Genomic DNA, 18,094 nt, shown 5'->3' with positions numbered 1-18,094 from the left:
ACAAGGCGTCCTTGAACGCGGCTCGACGAACTTCATTCGTCGACTGGCCCCCGATCTAGGGCCGCTGGAGCGCTTGAGTGAGCCATCCGGCCACGAGATCGCACACTTCGGATCGCTTCGAGGCCGCGGAGATGACGACGTTGTGGCGGCCTTCCGCTTCGAACTCCGTATCGCCCACCTTCACGAGACTTCCGTCGTCCAGAAACGACCTGATCAGTGTTTCCCATCCCAGAGCGACGCCTTGGCCCGCCCGGGCGGCCGATATCGTTTCGGTATAATGGCTAAAACACAGGGCCGCCGCCCTTCCATCGGATTTTCGACCAGACCGCGCAAACCACTCAGCCCACCGATACCAACTGCGGTCGGGCACGTCGGTTTCGATGAGCTCGAACGTGCCTGTCGGAAATGAGCCGATGTCACGGGCGCGTGCGTAGCCCGGCGAGCAGACGGGAAATATCCTGTCTCCGCGTCCCGCGATCGCCATCCCATCGTGGAAGGGGGGTGAGCCGTACCGAAAGGCCATATTCACCTCTCCGGCTTCCAGATTGAACCTGGTGTCCTGCGATATCACCCGTATCTGGACGCGGGGGTGCAACCGTCTGAGTTCGGCCAGCTTGGGCAGCAACCAGAACGAGGAAAAGGCGATTGTCGCACCGATCGTCACGACATCGCTCCCATTGCTCCTGACGACGTCCACGGCATCGGCGATTGCGGAGAGGCTTTCGGCTAACGCATCGCCGAGAATCAAACAGGACGGAGTGGGCTCGATCGTTCGGTGCCCGCGGCGGAAGAGCGGCCTGCCGAACTGCTCCTCGAGTAGGGCGATCTGTCGGCTCACAGCAGCCTGTGTGACGCCGAGTTCCTTCGCGGCCACCGTGACGCTTCTATGCCGGATAGCCGCTTCGAGCGCGACTAGGGCTGTAAGGGAGGGAAGTTTCCTTCGAAAATACATGGCATCCCCATCGATCCACTTACGCATAACATTTTCTTACTCACGACACAATTATTTATGCCGTTGAAAATAAACAACTCTTCCTGCATTTCTTGTCTCAGAGAGACATAAGGAAACGTCATGCAGGAAAGGCTTCTATCTCCGATTTCACGCTACTGGAAGCCCGCATCGACGGACGGCAGCAAGACCGAGAACACCCGCGCCGCCTACCCACTGACCTTCATCACCAACGCCTCGTCGACAGCCAAAGCAGACCATCCCAAGAATATCGTCATGCTCACCGAGGATGCGTTTGGCGTGATGACAGCGATCGCGAGGCTGAGGCCGGCCCAGGCGATTTGTTACTTCCTCTCGGGCATCACCTCGAACGTGCCTTTTGCGGGACATTGCGAACTTTTCTTTCGGCCGTAGCTCGGCCCGCGCGAACTCTTCCATTTTGAGTTGTCGTCGCCCGGGTCGGGGACGCATTCGTCAACCGGGGGCGTGAACACCACGATCTTGGATTCCTTAGCTGCTGCGCAACGCGATCGGAGCAACCTCACCCCACTCATCCATTTGCCGAAAATCAAACCGAGAAATAGGGAGGAAACTATATATGTCATCTATAGCGGCTACCGCCGCCGAGCCTGGCGAGGCCTCGGCAGCATTCAAACGACGGTTCATGAGGAGGCTGATCGCCGTCATGATCGGCGGGATGTTCCTCGACGGCTACATCCTCGGGATCATCGGCCCGGTGACCGGTGAGATGACCGCCGATATGGGCATCTCGGAACTCTGGATGGGCCTGATTGCAGCGGCCCCGTTGTTCGGCATCTTCATAGGCTCGCCGCTGGGGGGCTGGGCCACCGACAAGTTCGGTCGCAAGCCGATGTTCCTGGTGGACATGGCCCTCTTCGTGATTGCGTCGGCATTGCAGTTCTTCGCCGGAGCAATGCAGTTCTTCGCCGATTCAGCCATGCAGCTATTCGTGATCCGGCTGTTGATGGGCATCGCGATCGGCGGTGAATACTCCATCGGCTGGCCTTTGATGTCCGAGTTCTCTCCCGCCCGGTTGCGGGGTCGGCTGTTGGGCGTAACCGTAATCGCCTGGTATGTCGGGTTCATGGTCGCATTCATCGTGGGTCACTTGCTGGTCGAGATGACTGGCCTGGGCTGGCGGGTCATCCTGGGCTCGAGCACTTTGATCGCGGTGGTCTTGCTCATCGCCCGGATCGGCCTGCCCGAGTCGCCGCACTGGCTATGGAACCAAGGCCGCAAGGACGAGGCCCGTGACATCGCCCACCGGTACATGGAGAGCTCCGCCGACATGGTTGATGTCGAGCACGGGGACACTGCCAAGGGCGGTGTGGGGACGCTGTTCTCCGCACAGTATTGGCGGGCCACGCTGTTCACATCGGGGTTCTGGTTCTGCGCCGTCACACCGTACTTCGCGATCGCCACCTTCGCCGACAGCGTGCTGGAGAGATACGGCCTCAGTGGTGGGTTTGCCGGCGGAGTCGGGCTCTCCGCGGTCGCTGCCGCGGGGGTGGTGATCACGGTGCTGTTGATAGACAAGGCCGGCCGCCGCGTGCTGACCGTTCCGACGCAGTGGCTGTGCACCGTGCTCCTCGCGATTATCGGATTGTGGGGGGACGCGCCGGCGATGGTCGTGTTGAGCCTATTCCTTGCCTTCTCCTTCTTCAACGCGGGGTACACCACGCTGACCGGCATCTACCCGGGCGAGGTCTTCCCGACCGAGGTCCGCGGGATCGGAACGGGCTTCGCGGCCGCCATCAGTCGGATCGGCGCCGGCCTCGGCACGTTTCTGCTGCCGTGGTCAATGTCCAACCTCGGCACTTCGACAACCATGCTGATCGCCGCCGGCATCGCCGGTGTCGGAGCCGGGTTGTCGCAGTGGCTGGCGCCCGAGACCAAAGGGAAGAGCCTCAGCGAGACAGCCGCCGGTTATTCGCACTAACCGGGAGGCCGGCTCCGCACGCATGAGGAACCCTACGTGAGGTGGAGTGGTTGTGGGATGCCCGCAGGAATTCCCAGCCACTCCACCAACTCAAATTAGCCATCGCCGCGTGCGTAGCTTGGGAGATCAAGCAGAGCGTGAGTGAACACCACAACCGTCCACACGGCCGCTTGGCGATAACCGGGCGATGTCCATTCGTGAGCGACATCTGGCTGCCGGAGCGCTGCCCGATCGACGGGCCGTCGCGAGAGCTGTTGGCCCACGTGGATGCCGTCGCTCCACGCCAGACGCCTACGACTTCCACCGAGAAAGGTTGCCTTGCAGCTATGATGATACCCGCACTTTGTGCTTGCGCTTCATGAAGTCCTTGGCGGTCTCGACCGCCACCGCCGGATCGCGGCAATAGAAGTCGGCGCCGACGGCCTTGCCGAATTCCTTGTTGAGCGGCACGCCGACCAGAACGACGTAGTCGTCGCGAATACCCTTTTCCTGGCTGGAGCCCGACGGCAACATCCCGCCGGCCGAAACCAAAGAGCGGTACGCCATGCAGGAAGAAACGGCCGAGTGACCAAACGAAATGGCCTCCGGAAAATCTGGCGCGGTTCAAGCCTTCAATGTTGTGATGTCAGGTAACAGTCCGCGAGATATCGGGAAGGAACGTGAGGGACGGCGCGCTCACAGCGACGGTCGGATCAACAATCCAGGATCGCCGACTAGGGCTTGGCGCAGTCGCCTTGATGATACGTTCGAGTTTTTGAACGACATACGGAAGAGCTCAACCCAGCAGGAAATCTGTCGGTACGCGCTTCGTTATGCTAACCGATTTGGCGCCACGAACATGCTGGCAGGGCCAATACCTCCACCACATGCCTTAAGGCGTGAGCAGCTAGCACATGTCCTTCTCGACGCTTGGCCAGAACAATGGTCCGAGCGCTATTTTTCACAGGGCTACCTTTATCGTGATCCAACCATCCAGCTTGTAAGTCGTGGTAGCAGCCCGTTCCGTTGGAGCGAAATGAATCAAATGGGCGCGGTCCGCCCATTTGGTCGGCGGATCATGGACGAGGCAACTGAGTTCAAATTGTGCGAAGGTTTCACAATACCGTTTGCGACGTTGGAACGACAGGTGGTCGGCTTTTCCGTCGCCGGCGAAAAGCTGGACCCCGACCCTCACGACCGTCTCGCCTTTCAGTTTGTTGCCGCCTGCGCTTTCGGCTGCGCGGCTATTCTCGCGGATGGAAAACGGATCTCGAAGCCCGTGCGACTTTCTCCTCGGCAGCAGGACGTCCTGCGTTGGGCGTCGGAAGGCCTCACAGTGGACCAAATCGCCGATCACCTCAGCATCAGCCGCAACACAGCCGATACCCACTTGCGCTTAGTACGTGAGAGACTCGGCGTGACGAGCACCATACACGCTGTCGCTGAAGCTTTCCGCCTGGGTCTGATAGCCTAGCCTCGCGCAAATACGTGATGCCGGCTTGTACTAGCAAAGACCATTGGTTGACCTCGAAACTGGAGGTCAACCAAGATGTTTCTTATCGTTACAGCGCAGAATGCGGAACAATATCAAGCGGAGTTGGATCAGGCGTTCCGTCTGCGCCACAAGGTATTTGTCGAAGAAAGAGGCTGGGCGGATCTGCAGCGCGAAAGTGGTCGTGAGATCGACCGCTTCGACGATGAGCACGCAGTTCACATGCTCTTTCTCACCGAAAATCGAGTTGTCGGCTACCAGCGCATGCTGCCTTCAACCCGACCGCACCTTTTGTCGGAGATCCTGTCCGATCTTTGCGAAGGCGAGCGGCCTGCTGGCGCAAACATCTGGGAATGGACGCGCTACTGCGTCGAACCGCAATTTCGGGAACGCGGACGCATGCTCAGTCCGGTGGCGAATTCACTTTTGTCCGGTATCGTCGAGTGGGGCATGGGCAGAGGCGTCGACACAATCATCATCGAAATGAACCCGCTTTGGCTGCTACGCCTGGTTCAATTGCATTTCAGGGTGACACCGCTTGGGCTACCCAAGCTCATCGGCGGCGAAGAGACAGTCGCGGTGACGGCGCGTTTCGATGAACGCACGCTGCAAAGGCTTCGCGAGACCGGCAGGCCCGGCACCAACAAATCAAACTCGTGACCACGAGACATCGTCTCCGCACAAAAGGAGTTGCAATGTGGCGCTCCATTCAGCTGATCACGCTTTACTGTACGATCGCTATCGCCGAGGAAGGCAGCTTTCTCGGTGCCTCCCGGCAACTGCGAATTCATCATTCCGCGCTCAGCAGGCGTATCAGGCATCTTGAATTGATGTTGGGCGTGGCTTTGTTCGAACGCCATCCCGGCGGGGTCAAGGCAACGGCCGCCGGCGAACGTTTCCTGGCCAACCTGCGCCGCATTCTCAACGATCTGGATGATGCGCTTGAACAGGTTGGAGCACCGGGGTCGGGGAAGAGTGTCCAATCACCGATCGGGTTGGATGCGTCACCTTGCAAATGCGCGTTTCTCAAGGCCGTCGCTGGGTCGATGGGCCGCGATCCCAACGTGGCTGCCTTCATCGCGCTTCTTCGGAAGTGGGATCCTGCGTCCTGATACTCTTCTTCGGCCGCGCACGGAATTAGCTATCTTTAGGACCGTGCCGGGATCGGGTGAATGCCCGATCTGTCGCCATGAACCGCGCGAGCATCGGTGCAATCAGCTTTGCCGGATCGGTGATCGTCTGGCACGCCTCGCGGCCGAGCACTTCGGCATAGGCGACGAGGTCGCGGTGAACGGTGGCGGGCAGTTCGACCGTGATCTTGATCGGCCGATCATCGGGAATGGCGGAAAGTTTCAGTTTGATCATGACGGCTCCTTTGCTGTGCCATAGGGCGCCATTACAAGGTCGCGATTGACGATGACACGGACCGGGAACCCGGGCCGGATGGTAAGCGTCGGCTGGACGTCCAGTTGGTCGCGCACGATCTGCTGACCGATATTGCTCACCGAATCCTGCGCGCCTTCGCGGATGGCTTTGGCGATGTCGCTCTCATCGCTGCTGGAGCCAAATGATGTCCCGATGCTGAGCAAGGTCGAGGCCGCCGCGGCCCGCAACAATTGTCCCCAGTGATGATCGACCTCGTCTTCCAGCCCGGAAAAACCTTGCGCATCCGCACCCTGTTGGCGCTCCAGGACGATCGAGGCGCCGTCCGGCAGAATGAGCCGATTCCAGACCAGAAGCACGCGTGACTGTCCGAAGGCGACCTGGCTGTCGTACTGGCCGATCAGCCTCGCACCCTGCGGAATCAGGAGGTACGCTCCTGACGGGCTGTCGTAAACGTTCTCCGTGACCTGAGCGGTGATCTGACCGGGAAGATCGGAACGGATACCGGTAATGAGTGCAGCCGGAATGACCGTGCCGGCCTGCACGACATAGGGCGAGGCCTTTCCGGCGAGACGATCGGAACTGACAGTGCGCCGATCCGGTTCTGCGTTGACGAATGCGGCTTTGCGGTCCTGCATGTTTTGCGCAGCGCCAAGATCGAGCGGAGGCTGTTCGGTCGGTGGTGTCAAGCCGGACATAGCGCTCGCCACGGCATTCCCTGTGCCAGTATCCTGCCGCGCGGGGTTCGCTCGCGGGTTGGTTTCGGTAAAGAGTTTTGCGACACGCGCGGCCTCAATCTCTGCCAGGCGACGCTGCTCGTTGGGATCGGCGCGCGGCGTACTGCTGTCGGGCACCTTGATCGACTGACCGCGCTCCTGCGCACGCAGAATCGGCCGTCCGAGATCGCCGGGCAAAGGCGGCCCGAGTTTTGGAACGCCGGCGTAATCCTTCGGCAGGGTTTGTAGCCCGTCGGCGGTCGATCGATTTTCAGTGGTGAAGAGTTCGGACGGCTCATCGTTGCTGTGCCGCCTGATGTCGAGCGCCCAGATCAGTGTGCCAAGGATCGCAGCGCTGGCCACTCCACCAAGACCGATCAGCACCTTGCGCGAAAGGCGCGTGACCCTGGCGGGCTCGGGCCTCAGACGTAGTTCGGCCCTGATGTCGACGTTCGGGGGATCTGCAACGTCGCTCATCGGAACAGCCCCGCGCTACGCTGCGGTCTTTTCCCGTCACTGCGCACGATTCTGACACGCTTCTCGCTCGTCTTGTCGCCGAGCCTCAGTTCAGCTGCGGCGAACAGCCGGTCAACGACATAGTAGTTTTGCCGAGCGCGGTAGTTGACCAGTTCCGAGCCGCCCGATGGGCCGATGACGAAGAGCGGCGGCATCTCACCCTGAGCGATGCCGGACGGGAATTCGATATAGACTTTTGTGCCGTCATCGAACACACGCATCGGCTTCCACGGCGCCGTGTCGCCCTCGATGCGGTAGCGGAAGTTGAGTTTCTGGATGTCGACGCCGGCAGCGACCGGCTGCGCGGCGGAAACCTGTGCGTTCTGGCGCCGGAGCGCGATCAGCTGATCTTGCGGATACTGCCATGAAACCGATGCCATGTAGGTGCCTTCGGTCGATCGCAGCTCGAGATGATAGGTACGACGATCGCTGTTGATGACAAGGTTGGTCTGGAGATCGGGCCTCGTCGGCTTGACGAGGATGTGGACCTGAAGCCGATCCCCTGCCCCGCTCTGCGTGTCGCCGATGATCCAGCGCACAGTGTCGCCGGCAGCGACAGGACCGGAGCCAACAAGCTGCTCGCTCGGCTGCAGCGCGATGTCGGTGACCTGGCCGGGCGCGGCATAGATCTGATAGAGCGCGCCTTCACTCCAGGGATACAGCTGGATCGCGTTGATAAAACCATCGCGGACAGGCTGCATTCGTGCGGCCTCATTGGCCTGGCTGATCCTCTGTTTGGGATCGGCCGGCTCCGCCTTAGCCTTACTGGTCTCTATCGGCTTCAACTGGCCGGGCAGCGGAAGCGGTTTCGGCAGCTCCACCACCTTCACCGCACCAGGCGGATCGGCCCTCTGCACGGCAGGCACAGCATCGTCGTATTGGATCTCCGGCGAAATGTATTTTTTCGAGGCGCAGCCGGCGAGTGCTGTCGCCGACAGCAGTGCCAGGACAAGCACACGCGCCTTCGTCATGGAGCGCGCTGTATGTTCCGTCTTCTTGTCTGTTCGTGCCGCACACATCATGAAAGTTCCTTCGACCAGTTGATGGCGTTGACATAGACGCCGAGCGGATTGGCCTTCAGCCGGTCGGCATCGCGGGGTTGTTCAATTACGATGGTGAGGATCGCGGTCCAGCGCTCGGTGCTGCCCAGGCTGCCGTTCTCGTATCGACGTTCGATCCAGGCGACACGGAACGAGTCTGGCGAGGCGCGGATGACGCTGGACACCTCGATCGCCATCTGAATCTTGCCGACCTTGGCAAAAGGGTCGTTCAGGCGGGCATAGTCGTTCAGAGAAATGGCGCCGCGGTCGGTCGTGTAGTCATAGGCGCGCAGCCAGTTCTGGCGGACAATGACGGGATCGTCTGGGATGCTCCTGACCTGTTCAATGAAGCGGGCGAGATGCCATGCGATCTGCGGATCGGTCGGCCGATAGTCGGCGACAGCTGAAGCGACCACTTGTGCCTCGCCGAGCTTGTCGACCTGCACGATCCAGGGCACGATCGTGCCGCGCGTCGACTGCCAGACCAAGGCGGAAGCGAAGCCGCTGGCTAGAATCAACGACCCGAAGGCCATCAGCCTCCAGTTTTTCGCTTGCACACGGGCCGCGCCGATGCGGTCATCCCAGGCTTGCGCAGCACGTTGATACGGCGTCTGTGGCTGATGCGTTTTTCCGTAGCGAACGGAAGGTCGTTTGAAGAGGTTCATCGGCGGTCGTCCTGATTGAGGGAAACATTCATGGAGCCGCCGCCGTGATCGCCGGAGCGGACGGAATGCGCGGCCATGCTCGCGCCATGGCTCATGGCCTGGCCGCGCTTCATGCGGTTGGCCCATGCCGGCGGCGATCCTGCACTGGTTTCAGCCGTCGACGCACGTCCTGAAGCAGCAGCTGCTGCTGGCTGCTCTCCACCCGTTGCGGTCCATGCGGCCGAGCGGCCAGCCTGCTGGCTGGAAGACAGGGCTGAAGCCGCGCGCGACATTGCCTGCTTCACCGGCTGAACGGCTGCGCCGGCGCCGGCCTTGGCGACACCAGCAATGCCGGCGGCGATCGAGCCTGCACCGCTCTGTCCGGATGTTGCGGCGGCGAGGCCGTAAGCTGTCGAGGTGCTGCCGGCTAAATGCGCGCCGCCACGCGCGGCGGCCGCCGACATGCGCCCACCTGCACTGATTGCACTTGCGCCGCCGCTCAATCCGGCGCGGGCGCCCATGGCGCCGGCGGCACCTAGGCCTGCAGCTGCGAGGCTGGTGCCCACAGCAGCACCCGCGCCAAGCTGTGGTGCGCCGGAAACCAGGCCGGTCGCGATGCCGGGACCGAAGATCGAAAGCCCCATCAGGGACAGAGCGCCGAGAACGAGCGGCAGCGCATCCGTGATCGTCGGTTGTTCAGCCCCAAAACCTTGGGTGAATTCGCCGAAGAGACCCGAGCCAATGCCGACGATGACGGCGAGCACCAGGATCTTGACGCCGGAGGCAACGATGTTGCCGAGCACTTTTTCAGCGAGAAAGGCGGTCTTGTTGAATAGGGCGAAGGGGATCAACACGAAGCCGGCAAGCGTGGTCAGCTTGAATTCGATCAGGGTTACGAAGATCTGCACGGCGAGGATGAAGAAGGCGATCAGGACGATTGCCCAAGCGATCATCAGCACGGCGATCTGAACAAAATTCTCGAAGAAGGAGACGTAGCCCATCAACTGGCTGGCAGCCTCAAGGATCGGATTGCCGGCGTCAATGCCGACCTGCGCGACGCGTCCCGGTTGAAGCAGCGCGGAACCCGAAAGTGCTGATCCTCCGGCCTTCAGGCCGAGCCCGGAAAAACTCTCGAAGACGATGCCGGCGAGACGATTGAAGTTGCCGATGATGAAGGCGAAGAAGCCGATATAGAGCGTCTTCTTCACCAGCCGGTGCAGCACGTCCTCGTCCGCGCCCCAGGCCCAGAACAGCCCGGCGATCGTGATATCTACGACGATCAGCGTGGAGGTGAGGAACGCGACTTCCCCACCGAGCAGGCCAAAGCCTGAATCGATGTAATGAGTGAAGGTTTCCAGGAAGCGATCGATGACGCCAGTATCGTTCATGGAGCCACCGTGTTCGGGCGGCGTTGGTCTTCTGCGCCCGGCGGCGCCGACGGCTGAAGGGGCAGGAGCCGGCTCTGGTCCTTGTCGACCGAAGGAGCCGCATATGGTGACACGTGCTGTGCCGGCCAAAGGAAACGCCGGCGGTTTTCCGCCCAGGCCTTCCTGCAGGCTTCGTCGGCGATGGCGGCCATGCCGATGTTCCGGCATCGCGCAAGTTCGACTCCTGCCGGCTCGCCGCCCGGATGTGCGGAGCGCGGGGAGGACGCGTCCTGCGAGCCGTCGCCGCGCAACGCCATGAAGACGGCGGTCATGGAGGCGACAAGGGCGAGAACGGCTGTCATCCGGGCCGCGATCTTGAGATCCATGGCGACAGGCCTCAATCGTGGAACATCTTCACGGATGACGGGCTGTAACCGCTACCCGTCATGAAGCGGCTGAACTGTTCACGTGCTTGTTCCTGTGCAGCCGCCCGCCTCGCCTGCTCCAGTGCGTTGGCGCGTCCCTGCGCTGCCATCAACGCAGTGAGATCAGCGACCTGCTTTGCCTGCACGGCGAGAAGCTGATTGCCGGCTTGCGTCGCCTGCAGCACGCCCACAGCCGACTGGCTGGCGCCGACCAGCGCGCTGGTCTGTTCCTGTGTCCCCTCGATGTTATCGACAGCGACGGCTCCGGCTTTCATAGAATGCTCGAAGGCCGAAACCGATGTCTGCCAGCGTTCGCGCGCGCCATCGACAAGCTGCTGGCTTGAAAGGTCCGAGCCGAAATTCTCGTAGGTTGAGGTAAACTGGCTGTCGATGTCCTGGACGCTGTAAGCGAGCTTGTCGGCCTCACCGAGCAGGCTCTTCATCTGAGAGAGATTGCCTTCGATCTGGCCAAGCAGCGAGGTCGGCAGCGAGGTGAGGTTCTTTGCCTGGTTGATCAGCATCTGCGCCTCATTCTGAAGCGAGGTGATCTGGTTCTGGATCTGCTCCAGGGCGCGAGCGGCTTGGAGAAGGTTCTGGCTGTAGTTGGTGGGATCAAAGACGATGAACGCTGATGCCGGCTGCGACGACAGGCTTACTGCCATGGCGATGACGCTCGCCGCTGTCATGTGGCGGAGGCGAAGATTCTTCGGGAGGCAATTCATGACAAGATCTCCTTGGCGGATTGGTCGATGACATTGGTGAGATCGGGAATGAGGTCGGCGGCCCAGCCGAGACCGCGGTCGGTGAGCCAGGCCTCGAGGAAATGTTTTCGACCGCCCTCGATGATGATCCGGTCGATTGCCGCTTGATCGGATTTGGACGATGCGGCGCACAGCGCCAGCCCGATCGGACCAAGGCCCAGTTCGAATAGCCGGTTGCCGCGCCGCGACTGGCAGTAATAGTCACGCTTCGGCGTCGCGCGGGCCACGATCTCGATCTGGCGATCGTTGAGACCGAAGCGCCGGTAGATCTCGGTGATCTGCGGCTCGATCGCCCTCTCGTTCGGAAGGAACAGCCGCGTCGGACAGCTCTCGACGATGGCGGGCGCGATCCTGCTGGCGTCGATATCGGAGAGCGATTGCGTAGCAAAGATGACTGAAGCGTTCTTCTTGCGAAGGGTTTTTAGCCATTCGCGGAGCTGATCGGCGAAGCCACCATCGTCGAGCGCCAGCCAACCTTCATCGATGATCAGCAGCGTCGGCCGCCCGTCCATCCGCTGCTCGATCCGATGGAAGAGATAGGCAAGTACGGCGGGCGCCGCACCAGTACCGATCAGGCCTTCGGTCTCGAATGCCTGGACGGAAGCATCACCAAGACGCTCGTGCTCTGCATCGAGCAGCCGGCCATAGGGACCGCCGATACAGTAAGGCCGGAGTGCCTGCTTCAGTGGCGAAGATTGCAGCAGCACCGATAGGCCGGTCAGCGTCCGTTCCTGGACCGGCGCGCTGGCCAGCGAGGTCAGCGCCGACCACAGATGTTCTTTCACCTCCGGCGTGACGGGGACGCCTTCTCGCACAAGAATATCGACGAGCCAGTCGGCCGCCCATGCACGCTCAGGTGTATGATGGATGCGGCCAAGCGGCTGTAGAGAAACGGCGTCGACGTCATCCGACAGGTCCGCCAAGGTGAGCAGAGCGAGCGGATCGTCCGGCCCTTGCCCGCTCGACGCATTGCCGCCGAGATTGTGCCAGTCGCCATCCATCGCGAGCATGGCAGCGCGGATCGAGCCGCCGAAGTCGAACGCAAAAATCTGGTTGTTCTCGTAGCGCCGGAACTGCAGCGCCATCATCGCCAACAGGACTGACTTACCGGCGCCGGTAGGGCCAATGACGAGGGTGTGGCCGACATCGCCCACATGCAGGCTGAACCGGAATGGCGTAGCACCCTCCGTCCTGGCAAAGAACAGTGGCGGGGCGCCAAAATGCTCGTCCTCGATAGGTCCCGCCCAGACCGCCGAGAGCGGGATCATGTGGGCGAGGTTCAGTGTCGACAGTGGCGGCTGGCGGACGTTCGCATAGACGTGGCCTGGAATGCTACCGAGCCATGCTTCGATGGCGTTGACGCCCTCGACGATTGCTGTGAAGTCCCTGCCCTGGATGATTTTTTCCACCAGCCGAAGCTTCTCGTCGGCGATTGACTGATCGGCATCCCACACCGTCACCGTCGCGGTGACATAAGCCTGGCCGATCTGGTCGGAGCCGAGGTCCTGAAGGGCGGCGTCAGCATCGGCCGCCTTGTTGGCGGCGTCGGTGTCCAAAAGAACGGATGCCTCGTTGGTCATTACCTCCTTGAGGATGGCGGCGACCGACTTGCGCTTGGCGAACCATTGACGGCGAATGCGCGTCAGCAGGCGCGTGGCGTCTGACTTGTCGAGCATGATCGCCCGCGTCGACCAGCGATAGACGAAGGCAAGCCGATTGAGATCGTCGAGGATCCCCGGAAAGGTTGCCGTCGGGAACCCAATGATGGTGAGCGTCCGCAGATGGAAATCGCCGAGCCTCGGCTCCAGCCCGCCCGCAAGCGGCTGATCGACCAGCAGCGCATCGAGATGCATCGGCGTCTCAGGCACGCGGACCCGATGCCGCTTCGTGGAAATGCAGGAATGCAGGTGGGTCAGCGTCTCGGCGTCGTCGAGCCATGCGGCCTCCGGGACAAAACCTTCGACCAGGTTCAGCACCCGGTCGGTGCGGTCGACAAAGCCGTTCAGGAGTTCCCACGGATCGACGCCGCTCTTCTCCCGACCTTCGTACAGCCAGCTCTCGATGCGAGAAGCTTCCTCAGCGGGCGGCATCCAAACGAAGGTGAGAAAGTAGCTGCTCTCGAACAGCTCACCGTTCGGCCGGCGACCGCCCCACTGGGACGATTCCTGATCGACCTCACCCTCGAACTGTTCACGACGTTCGAGATCGACCAACGCCGAGGCGCTGTCGGGGAAAAGGCCTTCGGGATAGTGTTGCGCGGCAAGCCGAACGGCTTCGACGAAGATCGCCCAGCCGGAGCCGAGACGGCGCAACGCGCTGTTCAGCCGCGCCGTCGTGCCGACCAGTTCCGCCGGCGTCGCACTGTCGAGATCGGGACCGCGAAAACGGGCGGTCCTCTGGAAGGAGCCGTCTTTGTTCAATACAACGCCCGGCGCGACCAGCGCAGCCCACGGCAGATAGTCGGCGAGGTCGGATGAGCGTTTGCGGTATTCGGCGAGGTTCATCATGAGCAAAACTTCTCAACAGCCAAAATGTGCGGGATAGCGCAGGTGCCGACGAACGACGTCGATGAACTGCGCATCGCGCTTGGCTGCCCAGACAGCCGCGAAATGGCCGACCGCCCAGATGAGGAGGCCCGCGATCCAGAGGCGGAGGCCAAGCCCAATCGCGCCGGCCAGCGTCCCGTTCGTAATGGCGACCGCGCGCGGCGCGCCACCGAGCAGGATCGGTTCGGTGAGCGCCCGGTGTACCGGCGCGAAAAAACCGCGGATGTCGTCGTCTTCCAGCAGGGAGCCTCCCATCAGACGAGCGCTCCGCCGCCGAAGGAGAAGAACGACAGGAAGAACGAACTCGCCGCAAAGGCGATCGACAGTCCGAACACGATCTGGATCAGCCGGCGGAATCCGCCCGACGTGTCGCCGAAGGCGAGTGACAACCCGGTGACAATGATGATGATCACCGCCACGATCTTGGCGACTGGTCCTTCGACGGATTCGAGGATTTGTTGAAGCGGCTGCTCCCACGGCATGGAAGAACCTGCCGCGTGGGCGGGTGCGATCATTATGGCCGCGACCGCAGCAGTCGCAGTGGCCAGCGGGAGCACCGCACCGAGCTTACGGATAGATGACGAAGTGAAGCGGATCGGATTCATTTTGGAACTCCATGGGCGACTGGGGATTCGCGATTGGTGTGGTCTCGAGCTTTGCCTCGAGCGTGCGGTAATCGCCGGTGGCAGGATCGAGCCCGTCTACGAGAGCGATTTCAACGAGGCGGCGGGACGAGCCTCGGCCGGCGAGCACGGCAACAATGTCGATCGTCTCCGCAATGAGGGCGCGCGGGACCGTGACGACGACCTCTTGCACGAGTTGTTCGAGCCGGCGCAGTGCGCCAAGGGCGGAACTGGCATGGATGGTGCCGATCCCTCCCGGATGGCCGGTGCCCCAGGCCTTGAGCAGGTCAAGTGCCTCAGCACCACGCACCTCGCCGATCGGGATGCGATCGGGGCGAAGCCGCAACGACGACTTCACCAGATCAGAGAGCGAGGCGACGCCATCCTTGGTGCGTAACGCCACAAGGTTCGGGGCGGCGCATTGCAGCTCGCGCGTGTCCTCGATCAACACGACGCGGTCGGGGCTCTTCGCCACCTCGGCCAGCAGCGCGTTGACCAGCGTGGTCTTGCCTGTCGACGTGCCACCGGCGACGAGCACGTTCTTCCGCCTTTCGACCGCAAGCCGCAGCACGCCGGCTTGGCTCTCTGTCATGATGCCGGCCGCGACATAATCCTCGAGCGTAAACACAGCGACGGCCGGCTTGCGGATAGCAAAGGTCGGCGCCGTGACAACCGGCGGCAACAAGCCCTCGAAACGCTCCCCGGTCTCCGGCAGTTCGGCCGAAACACGGGGGCTGCCGGAATGTACTTCCGCGCCGACATGATGCGCGACCAGCCGAACGATCCGCTCGCCATCGGCCGGGATAAGGATTTCGTCGGTGGCGACAAGCCCTCTCTTCAGCCGATCGACCCAGAGCCGCCCGTCCGGATTGAGCATCACCTCGACGATATCAGGATCTTCAAGGAAGCCGGCAATGGCGGGACCAAGGGCCGTGCGCAGCATGCGCGCGCTGCGGGATACCGCTTCCCTGCCAGGCTGATGATTGATTGTCACGATGGTCCCCATTCCTTGCGGCGAGCTGGTTCGGCCGCGGTCGGGGATGATTAGAAGAGGCAGGAATACCGGCCTTGCAACAAGCAAAACGGGCGATCGTGATGCGACGCGAATTGACCTGCAAAATTCGATGCGGCGACATCGCCGGCTTCCTCTGACAGTCTATCTCGGCTGCGATTCATCCTCATCGGCCGGCAGTGCCGGCGGGACGTCGTCAGCGATTTCCTGCCGGAGCTTTGGTCCTTTGCTCAGCCTGCGACCGAGCGCGTCGACAAAACCATCGTAGCGCTGCAGGCCTTTCGCGCGGGCTTCAGCCTGGGCGGATTCCGGCAAAGCCGGAGTTGAGGTGAGCCAGAAGCGGACGAATAGCGCCAGCGTCTCGATGGCGATGCCGACGTCGCGCTCGACGCGCTGCACGCGCCGGTCGATCTGGTCCAGGCGTCGGGTGATCGCTGCTTCCTTTCGCTCGTCCGCATCCGGCGAAAGCAAGGAGGCGATTGCAGCCTCGGCGATCAGCGACAGTGAGACGTCGCGGCGCGCGGCGTAGTCGGCCAGCGCGTGCATGACGTCTGGATCGAGATAGGCCGAGAGCCGTTTCTTCTTCGCGTTCTTCACAACTCAATGCCGTCATTGGGGTCAAGGGCGGCCTGCCGTGCGGCGCGCCGCATGACCTGGTCGACCGAGCGCCGACGGACGGCGTCGTCGTCAGGTTCGTCCCGGTCAAGGTCGAACTCATCGTCGCGTTGTGTTGTTTGCTCCGGCGCGATGTCTTCGTATTCGGGAATCTCGGGCTGGCGGCGTATGCCGCCATTTGCCGGATCCTCGTCCTGTAGACCTATGGAGGGCTTCGATTGCAGAGAATTGCCTTCCGGTGCCGCGGGAACTGATGCGCCAGTCCAATCGTCGGCTCGTGACGTGTTTTTGCTCTCTCCAGGCTTCGGCGGCGGCAGGACACGCTCGGCAAGGCGCGGATCGGCGAAGTACCGCGCCTTCTTCGCCCGAATCGGGAACAGGCCTGACACCATGACGATGGCATCGGTCGGCGGAAGTTGCATGATCTCGCCCGGCGTCATCAGCGCACGCGCCGTTTCCTGCCGCGAGACCATGAGATGTCCGAGCCACGGCGATAACCTGTGCCCGGCATAGTTCTTCATGGCTCGCATCTCGGTTCCTGTTCCCAGCGAGTCCGACACGCGCTTGGCCGTCCGTTCGTCATTGGTGGCAAAGCTCACCCGCACATGACAATTATCGAGGATGGAATTGTTCGGCCCATAGGCCTTTTCAATCTGGTTGAGCGACTGCGCGATCAGGAAAGACTTGATGCCGTAGCCCGCCATGAAGGCCAGCGCGCTTTCGAAGAAATCAAGTCGCCCGAGCGCCGGGAACTCGTCGAGCATCATCAACAGACGCTGCCGTCGATCCTTCGCATGGAGATCCTCCGTCAACCGGCGGCCGATCTGGTTGAGCACAAGGCGGATCAGTGGCTTTGTGCGGCTGATGTCCGATGGTGGAACAACGAGGTAGAGCGCCGTCGGCCGCTCGCCCTCGACAAGATCGGAAATGCGCCATTCGCAACGAGACGTCACCTTGGCCACGACCGGATCGCGGTAGAGACCCAGGAAACTCATGGCAGTGGACAGCACGCCAGAGCGCTCGTTCTCCGACTTGTTAAGCAGTTCTCGCGCCGCCGATGCCACGACCGGATGCGGGCCGCCCTCACCCATGTGCCGCGTGCGCATCATGGTGAGCAATGTCGTTTCGATCGCCCGTTGCGGATCGGAGAGGAAGTTCGCAACGCCGGCGAGTGTCTTGTCCTTCTCTGCATAGAGAACATGCAGGATGGCGCCGACCAGCAGCGCGTGGCTGGTCTTTTCCCAATGGTTCCGGCGTTCCAACGACCCCTCGGGATCAACGAGCACGTCGGCCACGTTCTGCACATCTCGCACTTCCCATTCGCCTCGCCGGACTTCCAGCAGGGGATTGTAGGCAGCCGATGCGGGATTGGTCGGATCGAACAGCAGCACGCGGCCAAAGCGCGACCGCCATCCGGCCGTCAGTTCCCAGTTCTCACCCTTGATGTCGTGGACGATCGCCGAGCCCGGCCAGGTCAGCAGGGACGGAACGACGAGGCCGACGCCCTTGCCGCTTCGGGTCGGCGCGAAGCACAGAACGTGTTCAGGACCGTCGTGACGGAGATAGTCGAGGTCGAGTTTTCCAAGCACAACGCCATCCGGACCGACCATGCCCTCGGATTGGATCTCCTTGCGCGTCGCCCAGCGTGCCGAACCATAGGTGGCTGCGTTCTTCGCCTCCCGTGCCCGCCACACCGACATCCCGATGGCCACAGTGATCGCAATGAAGCTGCCACTCACCGCGACCAGTGCACCCTCCAGGAAAATCTCTGGCGCATAGGCGTCGTAGAAAAACCACCACCAGAAAAATGCGAGAGGCGGATAGACGGATTCGCCGGCAAGGTCGAACCATGGCGAGCCGAGTTGCGATTGGAAGCCGAGCCGCCATGCCGTCCACTGCGTCGCGCACCAAGTGGTGGCGAGCACGATCAGAAGGACGGTGAGGACTTGACCCCACAATATCTTGGTTGCCGGCATGTTTTCGTCTCCGGGGCTGAACGGTCAGGAGCGGATAGAAAATGTTGGGACCTCGCGCACGCAAGAAGAAATGGGCGATCAAGGCAACTG

Annotated in this window: 18 protein-coding genes and 2 pseudogenes; 5 read left to right on the top strand and 15 right to left on the bottom strand. The window is 61.8% G+C overall.

Translation table 11 applies throughout. The features are described 5' to 3' along the window. Window positions 1-55 precede the first annotated feature (55 nt). The gene (locus NKI20_RS07325; RefSeq protein WP_352829611.1) at window positions 56-952 is read right to left on the bottom strand and encodes a LysR substrate-binding domain-containing protein; all 897 of its coding nucleotides are present in this window, start codon (window positions 950-952) and stop codon (window positions 56-58) included. Between the two features lie 135 nt (window positions 953-1,087). On the opposite strand from NKI20_RS07325, the pseudogene NKI20_RS07320 reads away from it, so the two are divergent. Both NKI20_RS07320 and NKI20_RS07315 read left to right on the top strand, forming a co-directional pair. Next, window positions 1,088-1,324: pseudogene (locus NKI20_RS07320) on the top strand (phosphoenolpyruvate carboxykinase (ATP)); the annotation flags it as partial. 223 nt (window positions 1,325-1,547) lie between these two features. Further along, the gene (locus NKI20_RS07315) at window positions 1,548-2,909 is read left to right on the top strand and encodes an MFS transporter (RefSeq protein ID WP_352829460.1); all 1,362 of its coding nucleotides are present in this window, start codon (window positions 1,548-1,550) and stop codon (window positions 2,907-2,909) included. 324 nt (window positions 2,910-3,233) lie between these two features. On the opposite strand, the pseudogene NKI20_RS07310 reads toward NKI20_RS07315, so the two are convergent. Continuing rightward, window positions 3,234-3,401 (bottom strand): annotated as a pseudogene (locus NKI20_RS07310) (cobalamin-binding protein); the annotation flags it as partial. Between the two features lie 85 nt (window positions 3,402-3,486). Between NKI20_RS07310 and NKI20_RS07305 the strand changes: the two are divergent. The 3 genes from NKI20_RS07305 to NKI20_RS07295 all read left to right on the top strand — a co-directional run bounded on the left by NKI20_RS07305 (window position 3,487) and on the right by NKI20_RS07295 (window position 5,492). Further along, window positions 3,487-4,362 carry a helix-turn-helix transcriptional regulator gene (locus NKI20_RS07305; RefSeq protein ID WP_352829458.1) on the top strand — a complete coding sequence of 292 codons (876 nt, stop codon included), beginning with the start codon at window positions 3,487-3,489 and terminating at the stop codon, window positions 4,360-4,362. Between the two features lie 75 nt (window positions 4,363-4,437). Further along, window positions 4,438-5,040 carry an acyl-homoserine-lactone synthase gene (locus tag NKI20_RS07300; RefSeq protein ID WP_352829456.1) on the top strand — a complete coding sequence of 201 codons (603 nt, stop codon included), beginning with the start codon at window positions 4,438-4,440 and terminating at the stop codon, window positions 5,038-5,040. 35 nt (window positions 5,041-5,075) lie between these two features. After that, window positions 5,076-5,492 (top strand): LysR family transcriptional regulator, encoded by a 417-nt coding sequence (locus tag NKI20_RS07295; protein WP_352829454.1) that lies wholly within the window; start codon window positions 5,076-5,078, stop codon window positions 5,490-5,492. 25 nt (window positions 5,493-5,517) lie between these two features. On the opposite strand, the gene NKI20_RS07290 is transcribed toward NKI20_RS07295, so the two are convergent. The 13 genes from NKI20_RS07290 to NKI20_RS07230 all read right to left on the bottom strand — a co-directional run bounded on the left by NKI20_RS07290 (window position 5,518) and on the right by NKI20_RS07230 (window position 18,004). Beyond that, complete coding sequence (locus tag NKI20_RS07290) at window positions 5,518-5,745, bottom strand: DUF2274 domain-containing protein (RefSeq protein WP_352829452.1); 228 nt, start codon at window positions 5,743-5,745, stop codon at window positions 5,518-5,520. Next, window positions 5,742-6,956 (bottom strand): TraB/TrbI/VirB10 family type IV secretion system protein, encoded by a 1,215-nt coding sequence (locus NKI20_RS07285; RefSeq protein ID WP_352829450.1) that lies wholly within the window; start codon window positions 6,954-6,956, stop codon window positions 5,742-5,744. Before NKI20_RS07285 ends, NKI20_RS07290 begins: the two co-directional genes overlap by 4 nt. Next, a complete protein-coding gene (gene trbG, locus NKI20_RS07280; RefSeq protein WP_352829448.1) occupies window positions 6,953-7,966 on the bottom strand; it encodes a P-type conjugative transfer protein TrbG in 1,014 nt (337 codons plus the stop codon). The genes NKI20_RS07285 and trbG overlap by 4 nt, the downstream gene beginning before the upstream one ends. Before the next feature lie 47 nt (window positions 7,967-8,013). After that, window positions 8,014-8,700 carry a conjugal transfer protein TrbF gene (trbF, locus tag NKI20_RS07275; protein ID WP_352829446.1) on the bottom strand — a complete coding sequence of 229 codons (687 nt, stop codon included), beginning with the start codon at window positions 8,698-8,700 and terminating at the stop codon, window positions 8,014-8,016. Beyond that, the gene (trbL, locus tag NKI20_RS07270) at window positions 8,697-10,067 is read right to left on the bottom strand and encodes a P-type conjugative transfer protein TrbL (protein WP_352829444.1); all 1,371 of its coding nucleotides are present in this window, start codon (window positions 10,065-10,067) and stop codon (window positions 8,697-8,699) included. The genes trbF and trbL overlap by 4 nt, the downstream gene beginning before the upstream one ends. Continuing rightward, window positions 10,064-10,432, bottom strand: coding sequence for a putative entry exclusion protein TrbK-alt (trbK-alt, locus tag NKI20_RS07265; RefSeq protein WP_352829442.1), 369 nt, complete (start codon window positions 10,430-10,432; stop codon window positions 10,064-10,066). The genes trbL and trbK-alt overlap by 4 nt, the downstream gene beginning before the upstream one ends. An 11-nt stretch (window positions 10,433-10,443) precedes the next feature. Further along, window positions 10,444-11,193, bottom strand: a complete 750-nt coding sequence (gene trbJ / locus NKI20_RS07260) for a P-type conjugative transfer protein TrbJ (RefSeq protein ID WP_502898046.1) — start codon at window positions 11,191-11,193, stop codon at window positions 10,444-10,446. Continuing rightward, window positions 11,190-13,739, bottom strand: coding sequence for a conjugal transfer protein TrbE (gene trbE, locus NKI20_RS07255; RefSeq protein WP_352829440.1), 2,550 nt, complete (start codon window positions 13,737-13,739; stop codon window positions 11,190-11,192). The genes trbJ and trbE overlap by 4 nt, the downstream gene beginning before the upstream one ends. A gap of 12 nt (window positions 13,740-13,751) precedes the next feature. Further along, window positions 13,752-14,033, bottom strand: a complete 282-nt coding sequence (locus NKI20_RS07250; protein ID WP_352829438.1) for a VirB3 family type IV secretion system protein — start codon at window positions 14,031-14,033, stop codon at window positions 13,752-13,754. Continuing rightward, window positions 14,033-14,293, bottom strand: coding sequence for a TrbC/VirB2 family type IV secretion system protein (locus tag NKI20_RS07245; RefSeq protein WP_352829607.1), 261 nt, complete (start codon window positions 14,291-14,293; stop codon window positions 14,033-14,035). Before NKI20_RS07245 ends, NKI20_RS07250 begins: the two co-directional genes overlap by 1 nt. A 52-nt stretch (window positions 14,294-14,345) precedes the next feature. Then, window positions 14,346-15,344 (bottom strand): P-type conjugative transfer ATPase TrbB, encoded by a 999-nt coding sequence (gene trbB, locus NKI20_RS07240; protein ID WP_352829605.1) that lies wholly within the window; start codon window positions 15,342-15,344, stop codon window positions 14,346-14,348. 213 nt (window positions 15,345-15,557) lie between these two features. After that, complete coding sequence (locus NKI20_RS07235) at window positions 15,558-15,959, bottom strand: CopG family transcriptional regulator (protein ID WP_352829603.1); 402 nt, start codon at window positions 15,957-15,959, stop codon at window positions 15,558-15,560. A 47-nt stretch (window positions 15,960-16,006) separates the two neighbouring features. Then, window positions 16,007-18,004, bottom strand: a complete 1,998-nt coding sequence (locus NKI20_RS07230) for a conjugal transfer protein TraG (RefSeq protein WP_352829436.1) — start codon at window positions 18,002-18,004, stop codon at window positions 16,007-16,009. Between the last annotated feature and the right edge of the window lie 90 nt (window positions 18,005-18,094).

The organism is Mesorhizobium sp. M0830 (assembly GCF_040319965.1).
Classification (GTDB): domain Bacteria; phylum Pseudomonadota; class Alphaproteobacteria; order Rhizobiales; family Rhizobiaceae; genus Mesorhizobium.
Note: the sequence above shows the minus strand (reverse complement) of the source record. Positions and strands in the feature narration are given on the sequence as shown.

Bases quoted from the DNA above. Each gene is read 5' to 3' on its own strand.
- NKI20_RS07250 (WP_352829438.1), bottom strand. From the start codon at position 14,033: ATGGGAGGCTCCCTGCTGGAAGACGACGACATCCGCGGTTTTTTCGCG.
- NKI20_RS07325 (WP_352829611.1), bottom strand. From the start codon at position 952: ATGTATTTTCGAAGGAAACTTCCCTCCCTTACAGCCCTAGTCGCGCTC.
- NKI20_RS07290 (WP_352829452.1), bottom strand. From the start codon at position 5,745: ATGATCAAACTGAAACTTTCCGCCATTCCCGATGATCGGCCGATCAAG.
- trbJ (WP_502898046.1), bottom strand. From the start codon at position 11,193: ATGAATTGCCTCCCGAAGAATCTTCGCCTCCGCCACATGACAGCGGCG.
- NKI20_RS07235 (WP_352829603.1), bottom strand. From the start codon at position 15,959: ATGCACGCGCTGGCCGACTACGCCGCGCGCCGCGACGTCTCACTGTCG.
- NKI20_RS07305 (WP_352829458.1), top strand. From the start codon at position 3,487: ATGGCCTCCGGAAAATCTGGCGCGGTTCAAGCCTTCAATGTTGTGATG.
- trbF (WP_352829446.1), bottom strand. From the start codon at position 8,700: ATGAACCTCTTCAAACGACCTTCCGTTCGCTACGGAAAAACGCATCAG.
- trbB (WP_352829605.1), bottom strand. From the start codon at position 15,344: ATGCTGCGCACGGCCCTTGGTCCCGCCATTGCCGGCTTCCTTGAAGAT.
- trbE (WP_352829440.1), bottom strand. From the start codon at position 13,739: ATGATGAACCTCGCCGAATACCGCAAACGCTCATCCGACCTCGCCGAC.
- NKI20_RS07230 (WP_352829436.1), bottom strand. From the start codon at position 18,004: ATGCCGGCAACCAAGATATTGTGGGGTCAAGTCCTCACCGTCCTTCTG.
- trbG (WP_352829448.1), bottom strand. From the start codon at position 7,966: ATGACGAAGGCGCGTGTGCTTGTCCTGGCACTGCTGTCGGCGACAGCA.
- NKI20_RS07300 (WP_352829456.1), top strand. From the start codon at position 4,438: ATGTTTCTTATCGTTACAGCGCAGAATGCGGAACAATATCAAGCGGAG.
- NKI20_RS07315 (WP_352829460.1), top strand. From the start codon at position 1,548: ATGTCATCTATAGCGGCTACCGCCGCCGAGCCTGGCGAGGCCTCGGCA.
- NKI20_RS07245 (WP_352829607.1), bottom strand. From the start codon at position 14,293: ATGATCGCACCCGCCCACGCGGCAGGTTCTTCCATGCCGTGGGAGCAG.
- NKI20_RS07285 (WP_352829450.1), bottom strand. From the start codon at position 6,956: ATGAGCGACGTTGCAGATCCCCCGAACGTCGACATCAGGGCCGAACTA.
- NKI20_RS07295 (WP_352829454.1), top strand. From the start codon at position 5,076: ATGTGGCGCTCCATTCAGCTGATCACGCTTTACTGTACGATCGCTATC.
- trbK-alt (WP_352829442.1), bottom strand. From the start codon at position 10,432: ATGGATCTCAAGATCGCGGCCCGGATGACAGCCGTTCTCGCCCTTGTC.
- trbL (WP_352829444.1), bottom strand. From the start codon at position 10,067: ATGAACGATACTGGCGTCATCGATCGCTTCCTGGAAACCTTCACTCAT.